This is a genomic window from Streptomyces sp. NPDC057623, assembly GCF_042800355.1.
Lineage (GTDB): Bacteria > Actinomycetota > Actinomycetes > Streptomycetales > Streptomycetaceae > Streptomyces.
The window spans coordinates 18,102-38,701 of record NZ_JBHVGZ010000049.1 but is presented as its reverse complement, the minus strand read 5'-3'; the positions used below and the strand labels follow the sequence as shown (position 1 = coordinate 38,701).

General features: G+C 68.9%; 11 protein-coding genes and 2 pseudogenes. 6 read left to right on the top strand and 7 right to left on the bottom strand.

The window, feature by feature from the left end; all coding sequences use genetic code 11:
• The first annotated feature begins 1 nt into the window (after nt 1).
• The 6 genes and pseudogenes from ACFU95_RS35245 (at nt 2) to ACFU95_RS35220 (ending at nt 13,969) form a co-directional block, all read left to right on the top strand.
• Entirely contained in the window at nt 2–1,687 is a 1,686-nt protein-coding gene (locus ACFU95_RS35245; protein ID WP_383836476.1) for a glycoside hydrolase family 13 protein, read from the top strand.
• A complete protein-coding gene (locus tag ACFU95_RS35240) occupies nt 1,675–2,733 on the top strand; it encodes a LacI family DNA-binding transcriptional regulator (RefSeq protein ID WP_383836473.1) in 1,059 nt (352 codons plus the stop codon). The genes ACFU95_RS35245 and ACFU95_RS35240 overlap by 13 nt, the downstream gene beginning before the upstream one ends.
• Before the next feature lie 419 nt (nt 2,734–3,152).
• Nucleotides 3,153–4,532 (top strand): annotated as a pseudogene (locus tag ACFU95_RS35235) (alpha-amylase family protein); the annotation flags it as partial.
• A gap of 223 nt (nt 4,533–4,755) precedes the next feature.
• Nucleotides 4,756–7,794 (top strand): annotated as a pseudogene (locus ACFU95_RS35230) (alpha-amylase family glycosyl hydrolase); the annotation flags it as partial.
• A 134-nt stretch (nt 7,795–7,928) separates the two neighbouring features.
• Nucleotides 7,929–13,205 (top strand): pullulanase-type alpha-1,6-glucosidase, encoded by a 5,277-nt coding sequence (gene pulA / locus ACFU95_RS35225; RefSeq protein ID WP_383836594.1) that lies wholly within the window; start codon nt 7,929–7,931, stop codon nt 13,203–13,205.
• Between the two features lie 428 nt (nt 13,206–13,633).
• Nucleotides 13,634–13,969 (top strand): alpha-amylase, encoded by a 336-nt coding sequence (locus ACFU95_RS35220; protein WP_383836470.1) that lies wholly within the window; start codon nt 13,634–13,636, stop codon nt 13,967–13,969.
• A gap of 154 nt (nt 13,970–14,123) precedes the next feature.
• Here the strand turns inward: ACFU95_RS35220 and ACFU95_RS35215 are convergent, their stop codons facing one another.
• From ACFU95_RS35215 to ACFU95_RS35185, 7 genes are all read right to left on the bottom strand, one after another.
• Nucleotides 14,124–15,047: an RNA polymerase sigma-70 factor gene (locus tag ACFU95_RS35215; RefSeq protein ID WP_383836467.1), complete on the bottom strand. Its 924-nt coding sequence runs from the start codon at nt 15,045–15,047 to the stop codon at nt 14,124–14,126.
• 154 nt (nt 15,048–15,201) lie between these two features.
• A complete protein-coding gene (locus tag ACFU95_RS35210; protein ID WP_383836464.1) occupies nt 15,202–15,675 on the bottom strand; it encodes a carboxymuconolactone decarboxylase family protein in 474 nt (157 codons plus the stop codon).
• Nucleotides 15,676–15,983: 308 nt separating this feature from the next.
• On the bottom strand, nt 15,984–16,439 hold the full coding sequence (locus ACFU95_RS35205) for a VOC family protein (protein ID WP_383836461.1): 456 nt from the start codon (nt 16,437–16,439) through the stop codon (nt 15,984–15,986).
• A 119-nt stretch (nt 16,440–16,558) separates the two neighbouring features.
• On the bottom strand, nt 16,559–18,592 hold the full coding sequence (locus ACFU95_RS35200; RefSeq protein ID WP_383836458.1) for a hypothetical protein: 2,034 nt from the start codon (nt 18,590–18,592) through the stop codon (nt 16,559–16,561).
• Nucleotides 18,593–18,596: 4 nt separating this feature from the next.
• Entirely contained in the window at nt 18,597–19,346 is a 750-nt protein-coding gene (locus tag ACFU95_RS35195; protein WP_383836455.1) for an AAA family ATPase, read from the bottom strand.
• 44 nt (nt 19,347–19,390) lie between these two features.
• Nucleotides 19,391–19,696 (bottom strand): hypothetical protein, encoded by a 306-nt coding sequence (locus ACFU95_RS35190; RefSeq protein ID WP_383836453.1) that lies wholly within the window; start codon nt 19,694–19,696, stop codon nt 19,391–19,393.
• A 623-nt stretch (nt 19,697–20,319) separates the two neighbouring features.
• Nucleotides 20,320–20,493 carry a hypothetical protein gene (locus ACFU95_RS35185; protein ID WP_383836451.1) on the bottom strand — a complete coding sequence of 58 codons (174 nt, stop codon included), beginning with the start codon at nt 20,491–20,493 and terminating at the stop codon, nt 20,320–20,322.
• Nucleotides 20,494–20,600: the final 107 nt, after the last annotated feature.

Below are 20,600 nucleotides of genomic sequence, written 5' to 3'. Positions count from 1 at the left end.
CATGACTCAGCACCTCGCCGAGCCCGGCACCGCCACCACACACCCCGCTCCGGGCGAACGCCCCGACTGGTGGCGGGAGGCCGTGATCTACCAGGTCTACCCGCGCAGTTTCGCCGACAGCGACGGCGACGGCATCGGTGACCTCCAGGGCATCCGCTCGCGGCTGCCGCATCTCAGGGAACTCGGCGTCGACGCCGTCTGGATCAGCCCCTTCTACGTCTCCCCCCAGGCCGACGGCGGCTACGACGTGGCCGACTACCGGGCCGTCGACCCCGCCTACGGCACGCTGCTCGACGCCGACGAGGTCATCCGGGAGGCGCACGCCCTGGGGTTGCGGGTGATCATCGACGTGGTCCCCAACCACTGCTCGGACCAGCACGACTGGTTCCGGCGCGCGCTGAGCGCGGGCCCCGGGTCCCCCCTCCGCGACCGCTTCCACTTCCGGCCGGGACGCGGCCCCGACGGACAGACGCCGCCCAACGACTGGGAGTCCGTCTTCGGCGGCCCCGCCTGGACCCGGACCGAGAACCCGGACGGCACGCCCGGCGAGTGGTACCTGCACCTCTTCGCTCCCGAGCAGCCCGACTTCAACTGGGAGCACGCGGCCGTGCGGGACGAGTTCCGGTCCGTCCTGCGGTTCTGGCTCGACATGGGCGTCGACGGCTTCCGGATCGACGTCGCCCACGGGCTGGTCAAGGCCGCCGGACTGCCCGACACGGGCCGTACCGGACAGCTGCGACTGCTCGGCACCGAGCCGCTGCCCTTCTTCGACCAGGACGGCGTGCACGAGATCTACCGCTCGTGGCGGACGGTCCTCGACGAGTACCCCGGCGAGCGCATCGGCGTCGCCGAGGCATGGACACCGACCGTCGAACGCACGGCCCGGTACGTGCGGCCCGACGAACTGCACCAGGCGTTCAACTTCCACTATCTGAGCACCGGTTGGGACGCCGGCGCGCTGCGCCGGGCCATCGACGACTGCCTCGACGCCATGCGCCCGCACGGTGCGCCCAGCACCTGGGTGCTGTCCAACCACGACGTCGTACGGCACACCACCCGCCTCGCGCCGGACGACCCCGGACAGGGGCTGCGCCGGGCCCGCGCGGCGGTCCTGCTGATGCTCGCGCTGCCGGGCTCCGTCTACCTCTACCAGGGCGAGGAACTCGGCCTGCCGGAGGTGACCGACCTGCCGGACGAGGTACGGCAGGACCCGTCCTTCTTCAAGGACCACGGACAGGACGGCCTGCGGGACGGCTGCCGGGTGCCGATCCCGTGGTCGGGGACCGGGGCGCCGTACGGCTTCGGACCCGTCGCGGGCGGACCGAGCTGGCTGCCGCAGCCGCCGGGCTGGGCGCGTCTGTCGGTCGAGGCGCAGTCCGGTGACCCGGATTCGACGCTGGAGCTCTACCGCAGCGCGCTGGCTGTGCGCCGGGAGCATCCCGCACTCGGCGCCGGCGACCGCGTCGAGTGGCTTCAGGCCCCGGACGGCGTACTCGCCTTCCGCCGTTCGGCCCGGGGCGACGGCGGCGGACCATGGCACGGCGACCTGGTGTGCACGGTGAACACGACGGGCGCGCCGGTGCCGTGGACCGTGCCGGGGCGGCCGTTGCTCAGCAGTCAGGGGTCGCTGCCCGACGGCGACGCGGCCGAGCTTCCCGCGGACACCACCATCTGGTGGGCGGTGTGACCTTCTCCCTCACGCGGGGTACCGAGACCGGTGCCCCGCGGCTCACCGACATCGCCGCCCAGGCCGGTGTCAGCGAGGCCACGGCGAGCCGGGTGCTCAACGGCAAGCCCGGCGTCGCGCCCGGCACCCGGCGGCGCGTGGTGGCCGCACTCGACATCCTCGGCTACGAGCGGCCGGTGCGGCTGCGCCAACGCAGCGCCGGTCTGGTCGGGCTGGTCATCCCCGAGCTGACGAACCCCATCTTCCCCGCGTTCGCCCAGGTCATCGAGCAGGTGCTGGCCGGGCACGGGTACACACCCGTGCTGTGCACGCAGATGCCCGGCGGATCCACCGAGGACGAACTGGTGGAGCAGCTGGAGGACCGGGGCGTCACCGGCATCGTCTTCCTGTCCGGCCTGCACGCGGACACCACGGCCGACCCCCCCCGCTATCACCGACTCGGCTCCCGCAAGGTGCCCTTCGTGCTGGTGAACGGCTACAACGAGCACATCACTGCGCCGTTCGTCTCCTCCGACGACCGGTCCGCCGTGCACATGACGGTGCGTCACCTGGCCGAACTGGGCCATGTGCGGATCGGGCTCGCCGTCGGTCCGACCCGGTTCGTGCCGTCACGACGCAAGGCCGAGGGCTTCGCCGCCGCCGTGCACGCCCTGTGCGGTACTCGGGCCGGGGAGGCGGAGCGGCATGTCGAGCGCACCCTGTTCACGGTGGAGGGCGGCCATGCGGCCGGATCGGCGCTGCTGGACAAGGGATGTACGGGCATCGTCTGCGGCAGTGACCTCATGGCCCTGGGGGTGATCCGCGCGGTGCGTGAGCGCGGCCTGGAGGTGCCGCGTGACGTCTCGGTGATCGGTTTCGACGACTCCCCGCTGATCGCCTTCACCGACCCGCCGCTCACCACGGTGCGTCAGCCCGTGCAGGCGATGGCGACCGCCGCGGTGGGCGCGCTGCTGGAGGAGATCGGCGGAAACCCGGTGCAGCGCACCGAGTTCGTCTTCCAGCCGGAGCTGGTCGTGCGCGGTTCCACGGCGCGACGGCCCGGATGATCGCACCGGGGTTGTGCCGCTGAGAGGCTCCGCAGCCGGCCCTGGTCGGGGCAGCGGGGCGGCGCGAAGGCTGCGGAGCCTCGGCTGGAGGTCCGGTCCGGTGGGCCGGGCGCGTGGACCCGGTCGGTTCTCCCGGGTCTCCGATCCGCCGGACCGGACGATGATTGAACGTAACACGAATGAAACGCTTGCGAAAGGGATTGCAGCGTTCCAACTCTCCAGTAGATCGGCGTAGTTGGCGGTACAGCACCGAATGCCGCACGTCTTGACGCAGAGGGTTGACCGATGCATCAGCGGATCGTACGGTCTCGTTTGCAAACAGTTTCTGCTGTGTTTCAGCAAGAAGCTTCAAGGGCCTGTCGGCACGGCGCGTTGCTGCGTGAGGCCTCTCGTCCGCATCTGGTGGATCAGGAGGAACGATGGCGAACAAGACCGTCGCCGCTGCACTCGCCTTGGTGGCCGGAGCCGCCGTGCTCGTCGCGTTACCGAGTAGCGCACCGGCGGCGCCCCCCGGCGACAAGGACGTCACCGCCGTGATGTTCGAATGGAAGTTCAGCTCCGTCGCCCAGGCGTGCACGAACGCGCTCGGCCCCGCCGGGTACGGGTACGTCCAGGTGTCACCGCCGCAGGAGCGCGTCCAGGGCGCGGCCTGGTGGACCGCGTACCAGCCCGTCAGCTACAAGATCGACACCCGGCTGGGCGACCGGACCGCCTTCAAGTCCATGGTGGACACCTGCCACGCGGCCGGAGTCAAGGTCGTCGCGGACACCGTGATCAACCACATGGCCAACAGCTCCGGGACGGGCTCGGGAGGCTCCAGCTTCTCCAAGTACGACTACCCGGGCACGTATTCCGTGTCGGACATGGACGACTGCACGGCGTCGATCAGCAACTACCAGGACGCCTGGAACGTCCAGCACTGCGAGCTGGGCGGACTGCCCGACCTGGACACCGGCGAGGAGTACGTCCGCAAGACGATCGCCGGCTATCTGAACGACCTGCTCTCGCTCGGCGTGGACGGCTTCCGCATCGACGCGGCCAAGCACATCGAACCGGCGGACCTCGGCAACATCAAGTCCAGACTGACCAACCCCGGCGTCTACTGGAAGCAGGAGACCATCGGCGTCGCCGGTGAGGCCGTGCAACCCAGCCAGTACACGGGCACCGGGGACGTCCAGGAGTTCAGCTACGCCCGGGACCTCAAGAGGGTCTTCACCAGCGAGAAGCTGGCCTACCTGGAGAACTACGGTGAGGGCTGGGGCTACCTCCCCAGCGGCAACGCCGCCGTGTTCGTCGACAACCACGACACCGAGCGGACCGGCGCGACCCTCACCTACAAGGACGGCGCGAACTACACCCTCGCCCATGTGTTCATGCTGGCCTGGCCCTACGGGTCACCGGACGTCCACTCCGGCTACGAGTTCAGCGACCACGACGCCGGCCCGCCCAACAGCGGTCAGGTGAACGCCTGTTACACCGAGGGCTGGAAGTGCCAGCATGCCTGGCCCGAAATAGCGAGCATGGTGGGGTTCCGCAACACCGCCGGTGACGCCGCCGTCACCAACTGGTGGGACAACGACAACAACGCCATCGCGTTCGGCCGGGGCAGCAATGCGTACGTGGTCATCAACCACGAGTCGTCCGCCCTGACCCGTACCTTCCAGACGTCGCTGCCCGCGGGCACCTACTGCGACGTACAGAGCAACCAGCCCGTCGCCGTGAACGGCTCCGGCCAGTTCACCGCGACGCTCGGCGCCAACACCGCCCTCGCCCTGCACACGGGCGCGACCTCCTGCGGTTAGGACGACTGGAACACCGCCACCGTCCCGTGGTCTCGCCCCCTGACACCGCACCGCACGCCGCAGCACGACGGCGTGCGGTGCGACCCGGCACCACCCGCGCCGCCCGCCGCCCGCGGGCGGCTCCCTGCGTGAGCCCGTTGAGGAGAAGGACTTCGTGACCGTGTCCCCGCCCCGGCGAAGAACCGCCAGAGCTCTGGCCCTGGCCCTGGTCGTCCCGTCGATGGCCGTCCTGCCGTCCGCCGTCTCACCGGCGTCCGCCACCGTCCACGACCCTCCGTCCGACGCGGTGCTGGCGCGTGAACCGGCCCGCCCCGCGCCTTCCCGCGAGCAGTTCTACCTGTTACTCCCCGACCGGTTCGCCAACGGCTCCGAGGCCAACGACCACGGCGGCCTGAGCGGGGACCGCACACGGACCGGTTTCGACCCCACCGACAAGCACTACTTCCAGGGCGGCGACCTCAAGGGGCTGACCGACAGGCTGGACTACATCAAAGGGCTGGGCACCACCGCGATCTGGATGACACCGGTCTTCAGGAACAAGCCGGTGCAGACCCTGGACGGTCACCAGTCGGCCAGTTACCACGGTTACGCGATCACCGACTTCACCCAGGTCGACCCGCACTTCGGCACCAACGCCGAACTGGCCCAGCTGATCGACAAGGCCCACGCCAAGGGCATGAAGGTCTTCTTCGACGTCATCACCAACCACACCGCCGACAACGTCGACTACGCGGAGCAGCAGTACGGGTACCGCTCCAAGGGCGCCTACCCGTACCTCGACACCGAGGGACGCCCCTTCGACGACAGCGAAGGGATGCGGCCCGTGGACGCCGACGGTCTCCCCTATACACCGCTGCCCCGCACCGGTGCCGACCGCATGGTGCCCGACTGGCTCAACGACCCCACCATGTACCACAACCGCGGAAACTCGACCTTCGCCGGCGAGAGCGCCCTGTACGGGGACTTCCTGGGCATGGACGACCTGTGGACCGAGCGTCCCGAGGTCGTCGAGGGCATGGCGCGGATCTACGAGACGTGGGTGAAGGACTTCGACGTGGACGGGTTCCGCGTCGACACCGCCAAGAACGTGAACATGGAGTTCTGGACCCAGTGGGCCACGGCACTCGACGCGTACGCGGCCCGGCAGGGGCGACCCGACTTCTTCGTGTTCGGTGAGGCGTACTCCGGCGACCCCGTCGTGATGGCCCCGTACCTGGTCCAGGGCCGGCTCGACAGCACGCTCGACTTCCCGCTGCAGGCCGCCTTTCGCAACTACGCCTCCAGGGGCGGCCCGGCGACGGACCTCTCCCATGTCCTCGCGCAGGACTACCGGTACACCACCGACAAGGCCAACGCCTACGGCGAGGTGACCTTCCTCGGCAGCCACGACATGGGCCGCATCGGCACCTTCGTCGCCCAGGACAACCCGGACGCCCAGGACGCGGAACTGCTCAAGCGGTCACGGTTCGCCCACGAGTTGCTGTTCCTGTCCCGCGGCAACCCGGTGGTCTACTCGGGCGACGAACAGGGCTTCACCGGTCCCGGCGGCGACGTCGACGGCCGCCAGACGATGTTCGCCTCCCAGGCCGCCGACTATCTGGACGACGATCAGATCGGCACGGAGCGTACGCACGCGACGGACGCCTACGACACAGGGCATCCGCTGTACCGGGCCGTCGCCTCGCTGTCGCAGCTGACGAAGAGCCACCCGGCACTGCGGGACGGGGTGCAGACGGAGCGGTACGCCGACCGCGGGCAGGGCGTGTACGCCTTCTCGCGTACGGACGCACGGGAGCGGGTCGAGTACCTGGTGGCGGCGAACAACTCCCCCGCGGCAAGGACGGTAGAGCTGGAGACCGGTTCGGCACAGACCGAGTTCCAGGGCCTGTACGGCACTTCGGCGACCGTGCGCAGTGACGCGGCCCGCGGGGTCGAGGTGACCGTGCCGGGGTTGTCGGCGGTGGTGCTCAAGGCCGAGCGCCCGCTGCCGGCACCGGAGATGATGCCGACGGTGTCCCTCAGGGCGCCGGACGCGGGAGCCACCGGTGATGTGACGATCTCCGCCGACGTGTCGGGCGGTCAGCTGAACCGGGTGGTGTTCGCCGCACAGGTCGGCGACGGTCCCTGGACGACGCTGGGTTCGGCCGATCACGCGCCCCACCGGATCACCCAGCACCTCCCCGACACGGTGCGGTCCGGAACTCCGCTGCGCTACAAGGCAGTTGTGGTCGACAGCCTCGGCCGCACCGCCGGTGACCTCGCCACCACGACCGCCGGACAGCCCCCCACCCCCGCCAAGCCCACGGTGCAGCGCAGCTACGGCGTCATCCACCACCGACGGGCCGACGGCGACCACGACGACTTGGTGCTGAGGACCTCCGAAGGCAGGACCGTGCCGTTCGCGGGCCGCGACTCCTACGGTGCCTTCGCCTGGATCCCGCCCGGCGCGGGCCCGGTCCGGTTCACCGTCGAGAAGGGCGGCGTCGCCGACGCACCGGAGCGCTCGGTCGACTTCGCCGTGGCCGGCGAGGTGTGGACCGAGGAAGGCAGTGAGACGGTCCGCACGGACAGGCCCCGCGACACCGGCCCGCCGCAGGACACCACGAAGGCCGTCCTCCACCTTCACCGGCCCGACGGGGACTACGAGGGCTGGGGCCTGCACACCTGGACCGGCTCGGCGTACCCGCCGGAGTGGAACGATCCCGTGCGGCCGGTCCGCCGGGACGCCTTCGGCCTCGTCTTCGAGGTTTCGCTGAAGGACGGCGCGCCCACTCTCAGCTACGTCTTCCACAAGAAGGAGGAGAAGGACGTCGTCGCCGACGAGGCGCTCGACTTCTCCCTGTACGGGCACGAGGTGTGGCGCGTAGCGGGCGACCCCGCCTATCTGGCCCCTTCGCTGGGCGGTGCCTTCGGCCTCGACCTCGCGCGCTCGGAAGCCACCTGGATCGGTGACGACACCGTCGTGTGGGCGGGCGAGGGCACGGGCGTCGCGAGCCAGCAGTTGGTGTACGCCCCCGAGGGCGGCCTGACGATCGAGAACGGCGCCCTGTCGGACGAGGGCCACTGGCTGCGTCTTGCGCCGACCGAGCTGAGCGAGGCACAGAAGGCCCGCTACCCCGAGTACGCACACGCCTCGGCGTTCCGGGTCGACCCACGGGACCGCGACCGCGTCGACCAGGCCCTCGCGGGCCGGCAGCTCATCGCCACCCAGCGGACGGACGGCGGTGCCCTGCTGGGCGCCACCGGCGTCCGCATCGCAGTGAACCGACCGGAAGGATCCAGCAGGTGACCGTCTCGTCCACGGAGCGCACAGACCGCGCAGGCCGAAGAACAGGCAGAGGAAGGCCAAGCGGCCGCGTGAGGGGCGCTACCGCCACGGCCGTCGTCACCGCCGTGCTGGCGACGGCACTCGGCACGGCGTCACCGGCGAAGGCGGCGCCCCGGCCGCCCGCGCCGCCGTCCGACGCCCGGCTGGCCGCCGAGCCGGCTCGCCACGACCTCACCCGGGAGCAGTCGTACTTCCTGCTGCCCGACCGGTTCGCCAACGGTTCGGCGGCCAACGACCGCGGAGGTCTCACGGGCGACCGGACCACCACGGGCTTCGACCCGACGGACAAGGGCTTCTACCAGGGCGGCGACCTCAAGGGCCTGATCAAGAAGCTCGACTACATCACGGGGCTCGGCACCACCGCGATCTGGATGGCGCCGATCTTCAAGAACAAGCCGGTACAGGGCGGCGGGGAGTCCGCCGGCTACCACGGCTACTGGATCACCGACTTCACCCAGGTCGACCCGCACTTCGGCACCAACGCCGAGTTGGCGGAGCTCATCGACAAGGCCCACGCCAAGGGCATGAAGGTCTTCTTCGACGTCATCACCAACCACACCGCCGACACCGTCACCAACACCGAGAAGCAGTACGGATACCGCCCCAAGGGCGCCCACCCCTACCTCGACACCGAGGGACGCCCCTTCGACGACAGCGAGGGGATGGCCGAGGTCGACGAGGACAGCTTCCCGTACACCCCGGTGGTGGCGGAGTCGGAGAAGAACACCAAGGTCCCGGCGTGGCTGAACGACCCCGCCATGTACCACAACCGGGGTGACTCCACCTTCGTCGGCGAGAGCGGGCTCTACGGCGACCACACCGGTCTGGACGACCTCTGGACGGAACGCCCGGAGGTCGTCAGGGGCCTGGAGACGATCTACCAGAGGTGGGTCAAGGACTTCGACGTGGACGGCTTCCGCGTCGACACGGTCCGCAACGTCGACATGCCGTTCTGGACCCAGTGGGCCACGGCGATCGACGCGTATGCCGCCAAGCGGGGCCGCGAGGACTTCTTCGTGTTCGGCGAGACCCTGTCGTCCGACCCGTCCGTCACGGCGCCGTACGTGACCCGGGGCAGGCTGGACGCCACGCTGGACTTCCCGTTGCAGAACGCCATCCGCGGCTACGCCTCCCAGGGCAAGCCGGCGAACGCGCTCTCCGAGGTCCTCGCCGAGGACTACCGCTACACCACCGACAAGGCCAACGCCTACGAGCAGGTGACGTTCCTCGGCAACCATGACATGGGCCGGATCGGGAGCTTCCTCCGTCAGGACAACCCCGGCGCTGACGACGCCGAGTTGCTGCGCCGTGACCGGTTCGCGCACGAGGTGATGTTCTTGTCCCGGGGCAACCCGGTGATCTACGCGGGCGACGAACAGGGCTTCACCGGCCCGGGCGGCGACAAGGGCGCCCGCCAGACGATGTTCGCCTCGCAGGTGGCGGACTACCTGGACGACGACCTGATCGGCACCGAGCGCACCCACGCGTCGGACGCCTACGACGAGAACCATCCGCTGTACCGGTCGATCGCCGCGTTGTCGCAGCTGACGAAGCGGCATCCGGCGCTGCGCGACGGTGTGCAGCAGGAGCGGTACGCGGACGACGGGCAGGGCGTGTACGCGTTCTCCCGCACGGGGTCGAAGGAGCGGGTCGAGTACGTCGTCGCGGTGAACAACGCCGAGCGGACGCGTACGGTCGAGGTCGGGACGTACTCGGCGGGGATGGACTTCCGCGAGGTGTACGGGTCGTCGGCGCGGGTCACCAGTGGCGCGGACAAGAAGATCACGGTGGAGGTGCCGGGCCTGTCAGCGGTGGTGCTGAAGGCCGCGAAGCCGCTGGGTTCCCCCTCGGCCAGGCCGTCGGTGTCAGTGCGGGCTCCCGCCACGGGTGCCACCGGTGACGTGGAGATCTCCGCTGACGTGGACGGCGGGCAGCTGAACAGGGTCGTGTTCGCCGCACAGGTGGGCAACAGGCCGTGGCGCACGCTGGGTTCGGCCGACCACGCGCCGTACGGGGTGACGCAGCATCTGGCGGACACCGTGCCGGCGGGAACGGCTCTGCGCTACAAGGCCGTGGTGATCGACAGCGCCGGACGCACCGCGAGCGCCACCGCCACGACCAGCGCCGGACCACCACCGGCGAAGCCCAGGCCGAACGCTGTGGACCGCGACTACGCCGTCGTGCACTACCGGCGCACGGACGGCGACTACGACGGCTGGCAGCTCAAGTCGCCTGCGGGCACCACCGACTTCACCGGCCGCGACGCCTACGGGGCCTTCGCCTGGATCAGGCTGGACGACGGGGCCGCCGACGTGGCCTACACCGTCGAGAAGGACGGCACCGCGGACGGCCCTCGACGCACGGTCGAGATCGCCAGGACCGGTGAGGTGTGGATCGAACAGGGCGAGGACGGGCAGGCGGTGACGGCGCCCGAGGGCGCGTACCCGCCGCAGGACGAGAAGAAGGCCGTCATCCACTACCACCGCGCGGACGGTGACTACGACGGCTGGGGCCTGCACACCTGGAGCGGCGCCGCGAGCCCGACGGACTGGTCCAAGCCGTTGCTGCCGGTGGGCGAGGACGCCTTCGGAGTGACCTTCGAGGTGCCCTTGGCCGACGGGGCGAAGTCCCTCAGCTACATCGTCCACAAGGGTGACGAGAAGGACCTCCCGAGCGACCGGTCGCTGGACTTCGCCGCGCACGGCAAGGACGTCTGGCTCATCGGCGGCGACAGCGGCTACCTGCTGCCGGCCGTGGGCGCTGCCCCGGACCTGGACCTCGGCTCGTCGAAGGCCCAGTGGATCGACGCGGACACCGTGGTGTGGCAGGTGAAGGCCACGGACGCCACCAGCCAGCAGCTCGTCTACGCGCCCGAGGGAGACATCACCGTCGTGGACGGCGCCCTGTCCCACGAGGGGCACTGGCTCCGGCTGACACCGGCGCCCCTCACCGACCGGCAGAAGAGCGCGTACCCGCACCTGAAGGACTACCCGGCCTTCGCCGTCGACCCACGTGACCGCGACCGGACCCGTACCGCACTGCGCGGCCAGGTCATCGCCACCCAGCGGGCCGCGGACGGGGCCCTGCTCGCGGCGACGGGCGTACAGATCCCCGGTGCGCTGGACGACCTCTACGGCGCGGCGCGGGACGCCGACCTCGGTCCGGTGTTCCGCAAGGGCCGTCCCACCCTGTCCGTCTGGGCCCCCACCGCGCGGAACGTGTCGCTCGACCTGGACGGCAGGCGGATCCCCATGCGCCGCGACGGCGGCACGGGTGTCTGGTCGGTCACCGGATCGCCGTCCTGGAAGAACAAGCCGTACCGGTACGCCGTCACGGTGTGGGCGCCGACGGCCGGAAAGATCGTCACCAACGAGGTCACCGACCCGTACTCGGTGGCCCTGACGGCCGACTCGGCCCGCGGTCTCGTCGTCGATCTGGACGACCGTTCCCTGGCGCCCGCGGGATGGTCCACCCTGCGCAAGCCCGAAGCCGTTCCGCTGAAGGACGCGCAGATCCAGGAACTGCACGTGCGTGACCACTCCGTCGAGGACACGACTGTCCCGGCGGCCGAGCGTGGCACGTACGCGGCCTTCACCGAGAGGAACTCCGCGGGCAGCAGGCATCTGCGTGCCCTGGCCGAGGCCGGAACCTCGTACGTGCACCTGTTGCCGGTATTCGACTTCTCGACGGTGCCGGAGAAGACGGCCGACCGGCAGACGCCCGGATGCGACCTGGCCTCCCACGCGCCCGATTCCGGCCGGCAGCAGGAGTGCGTGGCGAAGACCGCCGCGAAGGACGCCTACAACTGGGGCTACGACCCCTACCACTTCACGGTCCCCGAGGGCTCGTACGCGACCGACCCCGACGGCACGCGGCGCACCGTCGAGTTCCGTCGGATGGTGCAGGCGCTGAACCGGGACGGCCTGCGGGTGGTCATGGACGTCGTCTACAACCACACGGTCGCGGGCGGCCAGGCGGACACCTCGGTCCTCGACCGGGTGGTTCCGGGCTACTACCACCGTCTCCTCGCCGACGGCGCCATCGCCACCTCGACCTGCTGCGCGAACACCGCGACCGAGCACGCGATGACGGGCAAGCTGGTCGTCGACTCGATCGTCACCTGGGCCAGGCAGTACAAGGTCGACGGCTTCCGCTTCGACCTCATGGGCCACCACCCGAAGGCCAACATCCTCGCCGTCCGCAAGGCACTCGACGCGCTGACCCTCGCCAAGGACGGCGTCGACGGCAAGAAGATCATCCTGTACGGCGAGGGCTGGAACTTCGGCGAGATCGCCGACGACGTCCGCTTCGTCCAGGCCACCCAGAAGAACATGGCCGGCACCGGCATCGCGACCTTCTCCGACCGGGCGCGCGACGCCGTGCGCGGGGGCAGTGCGTTCGAGGCCGACCCGGGCGTGCAGGGTTTCGCGAGCGGCCTCTACACCGACCCCAACTCCTCCGACGCCAACGGCACTTCGCAAGAGCAGAAGGCCCGCCTCCTGCATTACCAGGACCTGATCAAGGTCGGGTTGAGCGGCAACCTGGCGCGGTTCCGCTTCACCGACACCAGCGGCAAGGAGGTCACCGGCGCCCAGGTCGACTACAACGGCAGCCCCGCGGGTTACGCGGCCGCCCCGGGCGACGCCCTCGCCTACGCCGACGCCCACGACAACGAGACCCTGTACGACGCCCTCACCTACAAACTCCCGGCGGACACCTCCGCCACCGACCGGGGCCGGATGCAGGTCCTCGCACTGGCGACGGCAGCCCTGTCGCAGGGCCCGGCCCTGTCCCAGGCCGGCACCGATCTGCTGCGGTCGAAGTCACTGGACCGCAACTCCTTCAACAGCGGCGACTGGTACAACGCCCTCCACTGGGACTGCCGGGACGGCAACGGGTTCGGCCGGGGTCTGCCGCCGGCGGCGGACAACGAGAGCAAGTGGCCGTACGCCAAGCCGCTCCTGGCCTCGGTGCCGACCCCGGCGTGCGAGACCATCAACGGCACCTCCGCCGCCTACCGGGACCTGCTGCGGATCCGTACGACGGAGAAGGCGTTCTCCCTCGACACGGCCGCGCAGGTGCAGTCGGCGCTGGCCTTCCCCCTCTCCGGCAAGGAGGAGACACCCGGCGTGATCACCATGGAACTCGGTGACCTCATCGTGGTGTTCAACGCCACCGACGAGCGCCAGGCCCAGCGGGTGAAGGAACTGAGCGGCAGCGCCTACCGGCTGCATCCGGTTCAGGCCTCCGGTGCGGACCGGGTCGTCAAGTCGGCCTCCTACACCAGGAGCACGGGCACCTTCGAGGTTCCCGGCCGCTCCGTGGCGGTCTTCAAGCGCTGACCCGACCGTTCAGGACGTTCCCGTGCCGGGCCGCCCGGCACGGGAACGTTTTGTTTTGCCGCCCCGGCACCGCTACACGCGGCGGGACACCGATCACTTTCGGTCACATCGCCGTCTTCGCCGGTTGATGGCGTCGGTGTTTTGGTGGCAGGTGTCAGTCCTGCTCTGTCGCCGCCGACGCGGCCGCGCCCGACTGCGGGCGCCCGCTCCCTTCCGCCGGGGCCGACAACTGCCGCCAGAGGCCGACAGCCCTGAGGCAGCCGTCCTGAACTGGCCATTCACGACACCGACGACCCAGCGCCAGACAGTGAAAGCCGTTCCATGATTTTGCGAAACTTGCCGCAAAACTTTTCACACCACCTTCACCGTCTCCTAGGCTGAGGCCACACGTTCATGAAGTGAAGGGAATCAGCACCATGATGCGGATCATGCGTTCAACTTTCATAGCCCTCACGGCGGCCCTGTGCGTCCAGGCGGCCTGCACGGCGGCATCGGCGGCACCTCAGGCGGCGGACTCCCGGGAATCGGCGCAGTCGACGCAGGAGCCGGTCACGGCGCCCGACTGCGTGCACCTCACCGTGGACTGGCGATACACCTTCGCCACCAACGACTGCTCCAGTACCTACACCCTCAGAGTCGTCTACCTGGACGGCACCGACGTGCCCTGCCGGACGGCGGCTCCCGGCGCCCTGATCACCTTCCCGGGGCGCGGAACCCAGGGCAACGACGTCCTGCGCGCCGTCCTGTGCGACAGCGACGCCTGACAGCACTGCTGAAAGGCTCTGCCCCTCCGGCGCCGCCCAGCCCTAGTAGGCGGCGCACTGCCAGACATGCAGTTCGTTGCCACCCAAGTCCGGAAGCGCTGTGGTGCTCGGTTCGTCGTCTCGCGCGGCCGGCAGCCGATGCCCAGACGACTGGTCAGCTCATCTGCCGACGGGCTCGCTTCACCTCACGGTCGATGGCCCAGGCATCCGCGACCGGCCCGAGGTGGCCGAGCTTGTCGGGATTGATGACCGCGCGGATGGTCTGGATCTGCCCGTCGAGCACTTCGAGGACCATGGCATGCAGGATCTTGCCGTCCCGGTCGCGGAAGATCGCGCCGGGCTGGCCGTTGATCTCGTGCGGCTCGAACGTCACATCGATCCGGATCATCAAGGGGAAGACCGTGCCCAGCACCCGGGCCACGTTCACCATGCCCATGACGGCCTTGGCCAGCTGCGGGGCCTTGCCGCCGCCGTCCCCGACCAACTGCACGTCGGCGGCCAGCAGATTCTGCAACCCGCCCATGTCCCCGTCCTTCAGCGCGCCGAAGAACCGCGTCGCCAGCTCCTGCCGCTCCTGCCGGTCCGCCGCGAACCTCGGCCGCCCAGCCTCCATATGCCTCCGCGCCCGCACCAGCAGTTGCCGGCATGCCGCCTCCGACCGCCCCACCGCCGCGGCGACCTCGCCGAACTCGAAGGCGAACACCTCCCGCAGCACGAACACCGCCCGCTCCAGGGGGCTGAGCCGCTCCAGCAGCAACAGCGCCGCCATCGACACCGAGTCGGCCAGCTCCACCGACCGCGCCGGATCCTCATACGGATCGCTCAGCAGCGGCTCGGGAAACCACGGGCCGACGTACTCCTCTCGGCGCACCCGTGCGGAGCGCAGCACATCGATCGAGATCCGTGTCACCGTGGCCGACAGGAAGGCCTTGGTCGACGTGGGGCGGGTCGATGAGCCGTCAAAGCGCAGCCATGTCTCCTGCACCGCGTCCTCGGCCTCACCCACGCTGCCCAGAATGCGATAGGCGATCGAGAACAGCAGCGGCCGTAGCTCCTCGAACTCCTCGACCTTGGCCACGCCGGATCCCCTCCCTCGAGCCCGCCCACCGGGCTCTCCTCGTCCGCACAGCCGGCTTCTTGTGATCAGCGGGGCCACCGGCAGGCCAGAGTAGTGCCCCGGCACGGGGGCCCGGTGGCCCGCAGCCGGGCCCCGAGCCAGTTGCTGATGCCGCTCAGTGGAACTGTCCGACCTCGTACGTGCCGGCCGGCTGCCGGGTGATGATGTTCAGCCGGTTCACCGAGTTCATGAAGGAGGTCAGGAGCACCAGGGCGGTGAGCTGCTCCTCGTCGTAGTGCTTGGCGGCGTTCGCCCACACCTCGTCGCTGACCCCACTGGCCGCGTCCGCGACCCGGGTCCCCTGCTCCGCCAGCTCCAGCGCGGCACGCTCGGCGTCGGTGAAGACCGTGGCCTCCCGCCACGCCGCGACCAGGTTCAGCCGCACAGAGGTCTCGCCGGCGGCGGCGGCCTCCTTGGTGTGCATGTCGAGGCAGGCGGCACAGCCGTTGATCTGGCTCACGCGCAGCGCCACCAGTTCCTGCGTCGCGGCCGGCAGGGGCAGGTCCTTGAGCGCCCTGCCCGCCGACATGAAGTACTTGAGGGCCTTGCCGGCGGTCGGGCTGGCGAAGTAGTTCAGTCGCGCGTCCATGGTGTGGCTCCTCCGTGGTCGTCAGTGGCTACACCCCCGAGACGAGATGACCCGGCCCCCTGTGACACGCACGAATGTGACCTGCGTCTCCCCCCCTGGCGCGAGCATCAGCCGCCAACAGGTGCTGCGGGTGAAGAGACCCAACCAGCAGGTCTCTTCACCCGACTTCAGCCCCAGACCCGACGCGAAGGGGCGGTTCACCGCCGAGCTGTATTTGGCGGTTGAGCAGGGCCAAAGCCCATGTCAATCGCCGTGACGGCCGGGCAGCACGGCGGCTGGCAGCAATTCGAGTGCCGTCTCAACGGCCCTCAGACGACGTCGAATTCGTTGCCCTCGGGGTCCTGCATGGCGGCGGCGTAGAGTCCCATGCCCGGCTCATCCTTGATCCGCAGCACGGTGGCACCTGCTTTGACCAGCCGTTCCACCGTGGCATTGACCCGCTGTACGCGGACGTCCAGTGGGACGTCACGGCCCCCACCGACCTTCAGGTCGAAGTGCCACCGGTTCTTGGCGACCTTCGGCTCCGGAACCTGCTGGAACCACACCCTCGGTCCACGTCCCGCGGGATCGATGACCGACTCCGGAATGTCCCCGGCACCGGCCGGCAACTCTGCCTCGGGCACCCCCGCCGCCGCCCAGTAGGCACGCCACGTGGCGTGCCCGCCCGGCGGAGGCTCAGGCACATAGCCCAGGGCCTCGGCCCAGAAGGTCACCATTCTCTGCGGATCGGAGCAGTCGATCGTCAGCTGCACTGTCATCTCCATCCTCGGAGCATCCCAGGCGGGTCTGACAGCCGATCCACCCTCGCGGCACGCCCTGATTCGACCTGCTGCACAACACCCTCGGGGGCGGGCGACGCAAACCACCTCAGGAACCCGAGCGATCAACGTCCTACGAGCACCGCACGGCTCATGACCCTGCTGCGTTGCCTGGCCACGGCGAACAGGAAGGGAGCCATGAACAGGCAGGCGGCGAAACCTCCGACGCGGATCGCGAGCGTAGTGGTGGAGGTATCGACGTTGGACGTGGCGACCGAGATCACGGCGCACAGGACATTGCCGGCGAGGACACCTCTGATGGGCCGGCTGGCGGTGGCCCGCAGTTCCTGGGCGCTGGCCCCGGGATCGGAACTCGGGTTCTTGCGGTACGCGTCCACGAGGATGAGGATCGCCGTGAGCCACGAGAATATGTTGGACCACACCTCCCCGCTGAGGGCATAGGGCAGAAAGATCGCCGCCAGGCAGGCGACCATGCACACGAGATTGACCTGTCGTACCCGGACGACGTCCTCTCTCCGCACGACGTAGAGGAGATCGAGGTTCGCTCTGGCCAATCGACCGTACGGCGCGTCGCTGTCGTCGTCCGAGAAGACCACGGCGTACTGGCTGGGCGCCTCCCGGATGTCGCTGTGGGGCCAGTGGTGGCGGTTCGAGTTGCCTGCCAGCGTGTGCGGAACCTCGCTCCTCATGTGAACGTCCGCGAGTTCGAGGCCGTCGAGCCTGGGAAGTTCCAAGCGGTTCTTGATCTGGCTGGGGAGGACCATCTCCAGGTTCACCACCACGCCGCACAACCCGAAACGCCTGACCTTGTACGGTCCCTCATAGTCGTACTGCAGCTTCTGCGACGTGCCGGAGTTCGCGTCGAGGACGGCGACGAGAGGCAGGTACGTCGTCACCGACTGAATGCGGCGGTGCTGAGGCCCGTCCGACTGGTCCGCGGCCGTCTGAAGGAGCTGACCTACCGTTTCGTGCTCCCGGTTCTGGAGTGCCGACACAAGCGACCGGGATATCTCCCCCCTGCGCGCCGGGGCCATGGTTTCGCTCCGTGGTTCCTCACCAGCCGCCTCAGTGAGCCAGGAAGACACCGCACTGGCCATGTACATCTGGGTTTCGACGACTTTCAGTGCGTGAACGGCCCAGCCGTTCGCGTCCGTCACCTCCAGTCCGTCCAACGTGTCGCCGGACTCCACCGGGAAGAGGTCCACGGGTTGGTGCGTCGCGGTGCCTGCCGCCTGGGTGTAAAGGGACGTCTTGATGCAATGCCGTACGGTGCCGGCCTCGCGGAATTCCACCTTGTGGGCGCGACTCATGACACCGCTCGGGAAGTGGGCGACCGCCTCGGCCAGGGCGAGGGCCGTGGAGACCTCCGGCAGACCGCCCTGTGCCGCGCCGGCGAGCACGGCCGGGGCAACGGCCGCGCTCATGCGTGGCATCGGCGCGAGACGCACGCTGTAGTAGGTGACCAGATCGCGGGCGAGCTGGGAAATACGCAGAGCGGCCAGGTCGTTGCTCGGTCGCGACGTCGTCAGAACTCCGTCCAGGTGAATGAGAGCCTGCTCGTCGACCTCGGCGGGCGAGGCCAAGATCGCCGACACCGAGAGGACGACTTCCGCCAGCGACTTCAAGTCGTCGCTCACACCGTCCGCTCGCGCTGTCTCCGCCGCGCCCCGGCTGGCCGCCTCCGGGTGCCCGGCCATCAGAGCGGCGTGGGAGAAGTCGGCCAGTCGGGAGAACGCGCGCCCCGGATGCGACATGGTCAGATGGTGGATCTCCTCGACGTACCAGCCCAGTGTGCCGAGTCTCAACGGATCGAGGGGCTGGTTGAAGTACCCCGCGGCCAGCCGGTGTGCCCGGTGGTAGTTGACCGGGTCCTCGTCGTGGAGTCGGGTGAGCAGGAGCTGACGAATCATGGGACGCAGGCGGAAGGCGCGGTCACCGAGCCCGCTTCGCGCTTCGACCATGGGAAGTCGCAGGATGTGTGAGCTGTCCTGGTCGATCCCCAGCGCTCGGCCGGTGTAGTCGACGATGCCGGGGTCCAGCATGCGGTACACGCTGAGCAGTTCGATCACCGATCGTTCGCCGCTCGGCAGACGGTGAAACGCAGCGAGGATCCGTTGTTCGACGATGTCGGAGTTCATTCGGTCACCCATTGCCAGCGCTGAAGTTCGACAGGAATTCGCTGATTCTGGCCGGGAGCCCGGCCGTTCCGCGCCAGATGACAGACCCGAGGCCCTTGAGGTCCTCAATGCCCGTCAGTTCGATCCATTCCTCGACGATGGCCGTGTCGAACGGATTGAGAACCAAGGTGCGGGTCCGCCTGGCAGCATCCGGGTGAGTCAGTGTCGGCACACTTCGGCCGGCCAGGAAGACGGTCACCTCGGGTGCCGCCAACAGCCCGTTCAGGAAGCCGCACAGCCAGTCACGCATGGGTTTCTGGCACTTCTCGAAACTGTCCAGGAGGAGGACCGGTGCCTGTTCCGCCCGTGCCGCAGCGAGTGTCGCGACCAGTTCGTCGGTCAGGACGGAGTTCTGCAACTTACGGTCGCCATTGACGTTGAACGCCATCTCGACGTTGGACTTCTTGATCTCCGAGTCTCTGATCACGACGGAGGGAAGTTCCGCGTACCGTTGCTGAAGGGTACGGAACGAGTCCGTACGCAGCCCCTTAACGGATGCCTCCCGCGCGATCGTGGCAAGCACATCGGTTTGGTCGTAGGCGACTGCGAGGTCCACGTAGAGGGTGATCCGGTCGGAGTGCCTGCGGTGCACCTCGGTCAATAAGGATGTCTTTCCCACGCCTTCCGCGCCCTCGAAGAAGACTGCCCGGTGAGGACCGTTCCCCCCGATGGCGCGAGCGGCATCATTCAGTTGTTCACTGCGGTCAATGTGCACGCCGGATCTCCGACCAGCCGTCTGCCGTTCTGTTCAGGCCCTTGTCACTGGGTGGGCTGGGCGGGCGGCGGATCCTCTGTTTCGCGTACCTTGATCGTGCTCTTGGTGACCTTTGAGTCGACGACCGAGGTACGGCTCCTTCTGACGACGTCGATGAGCGACCGCTTCACCTTTGAGCGCCTGAGATGGACTTCGTGGGCTTTGAGTTCCGGATCGGCATGACTCTCCACCTGGACGCTTCCCGGTCCCACCTTCAGGTTCTTGAACCGTTTCCGAACGGCTATCACGATGACTACGAGTGCCACTACTCCGCAGACAATGAGCACTACCTGCCAGGTTTCGATGGCCATACCCGCCCCCCGAGTGTTGTACGGCGAAGCTCAGGATGGCACAAAGGCCGCTTTCGTGAGGAGAGTTGCGACAACACAGAGATTCATCGAAAGGTCAGCGTTCCTTGGGAGCCGGAGATGCTCGCCATGACAGGGGTGTTACCGACGATGGAGGTATGGAGGGCCGCTTTGATACCTGTGCTGTCATCATCACTGCCGCGAGCCGCCCATGCACGACCGCCGGGTGATGGACACAGCTCGCCCGGACGTCCGTCGACTGCCCCATCGCCCAGGTGGCGAAGGCAGGCCGTCGCGAACGGAGGCGAGCAGACGCCAGACCTGTGTGTGGCCGAGCGAGGGGAACCGGGACCAGGCCGTCACCGTGTGTGTGGGGACCTCGTTGGTGCCACTTCTCCGATCCACTACGGGTCCGTCTCCGGGGTGATCATGCGCCGGCCCAGCGTCGTGGAGCACGGCTCAGCCCGGGCGACGAGGAAGGGTCAGTCATGCTCGGACAGCGCACAGGGGCGCAGGTCATCGATTCCGCTCCGCCCCTCCATGGCGATGGAGGCATCGCCCGAAGCGAGAGGCGAGGGCCCCCTGGATGTAGCCCGCGGACCGGCCGCCTCCCCCCGCCCACACACTCACCGCCGCCCGTCGACGAGCTGATGCCGTAGAAAGGCTGCGTCGCAGGTCTCGGCCAGGTGGTCGACTCCCATGACCCCGTCGGGACGGCCGCCCACGACGTGGCCGATCTTCGCTGCCCTCGGCCCCACCATGGACATCGGCGTCCGGCTGCCCGCCAGGTCGTCACCCACAAGGAACCGAGGCTCCAGCGGCCCTTCCTCGGCGCGACGACGAGCGGGCACCCTGCGGTACGCCTGGGTGCTCGCTTGTTGCGCTGTGAGTGCCGGAGCACACTGAG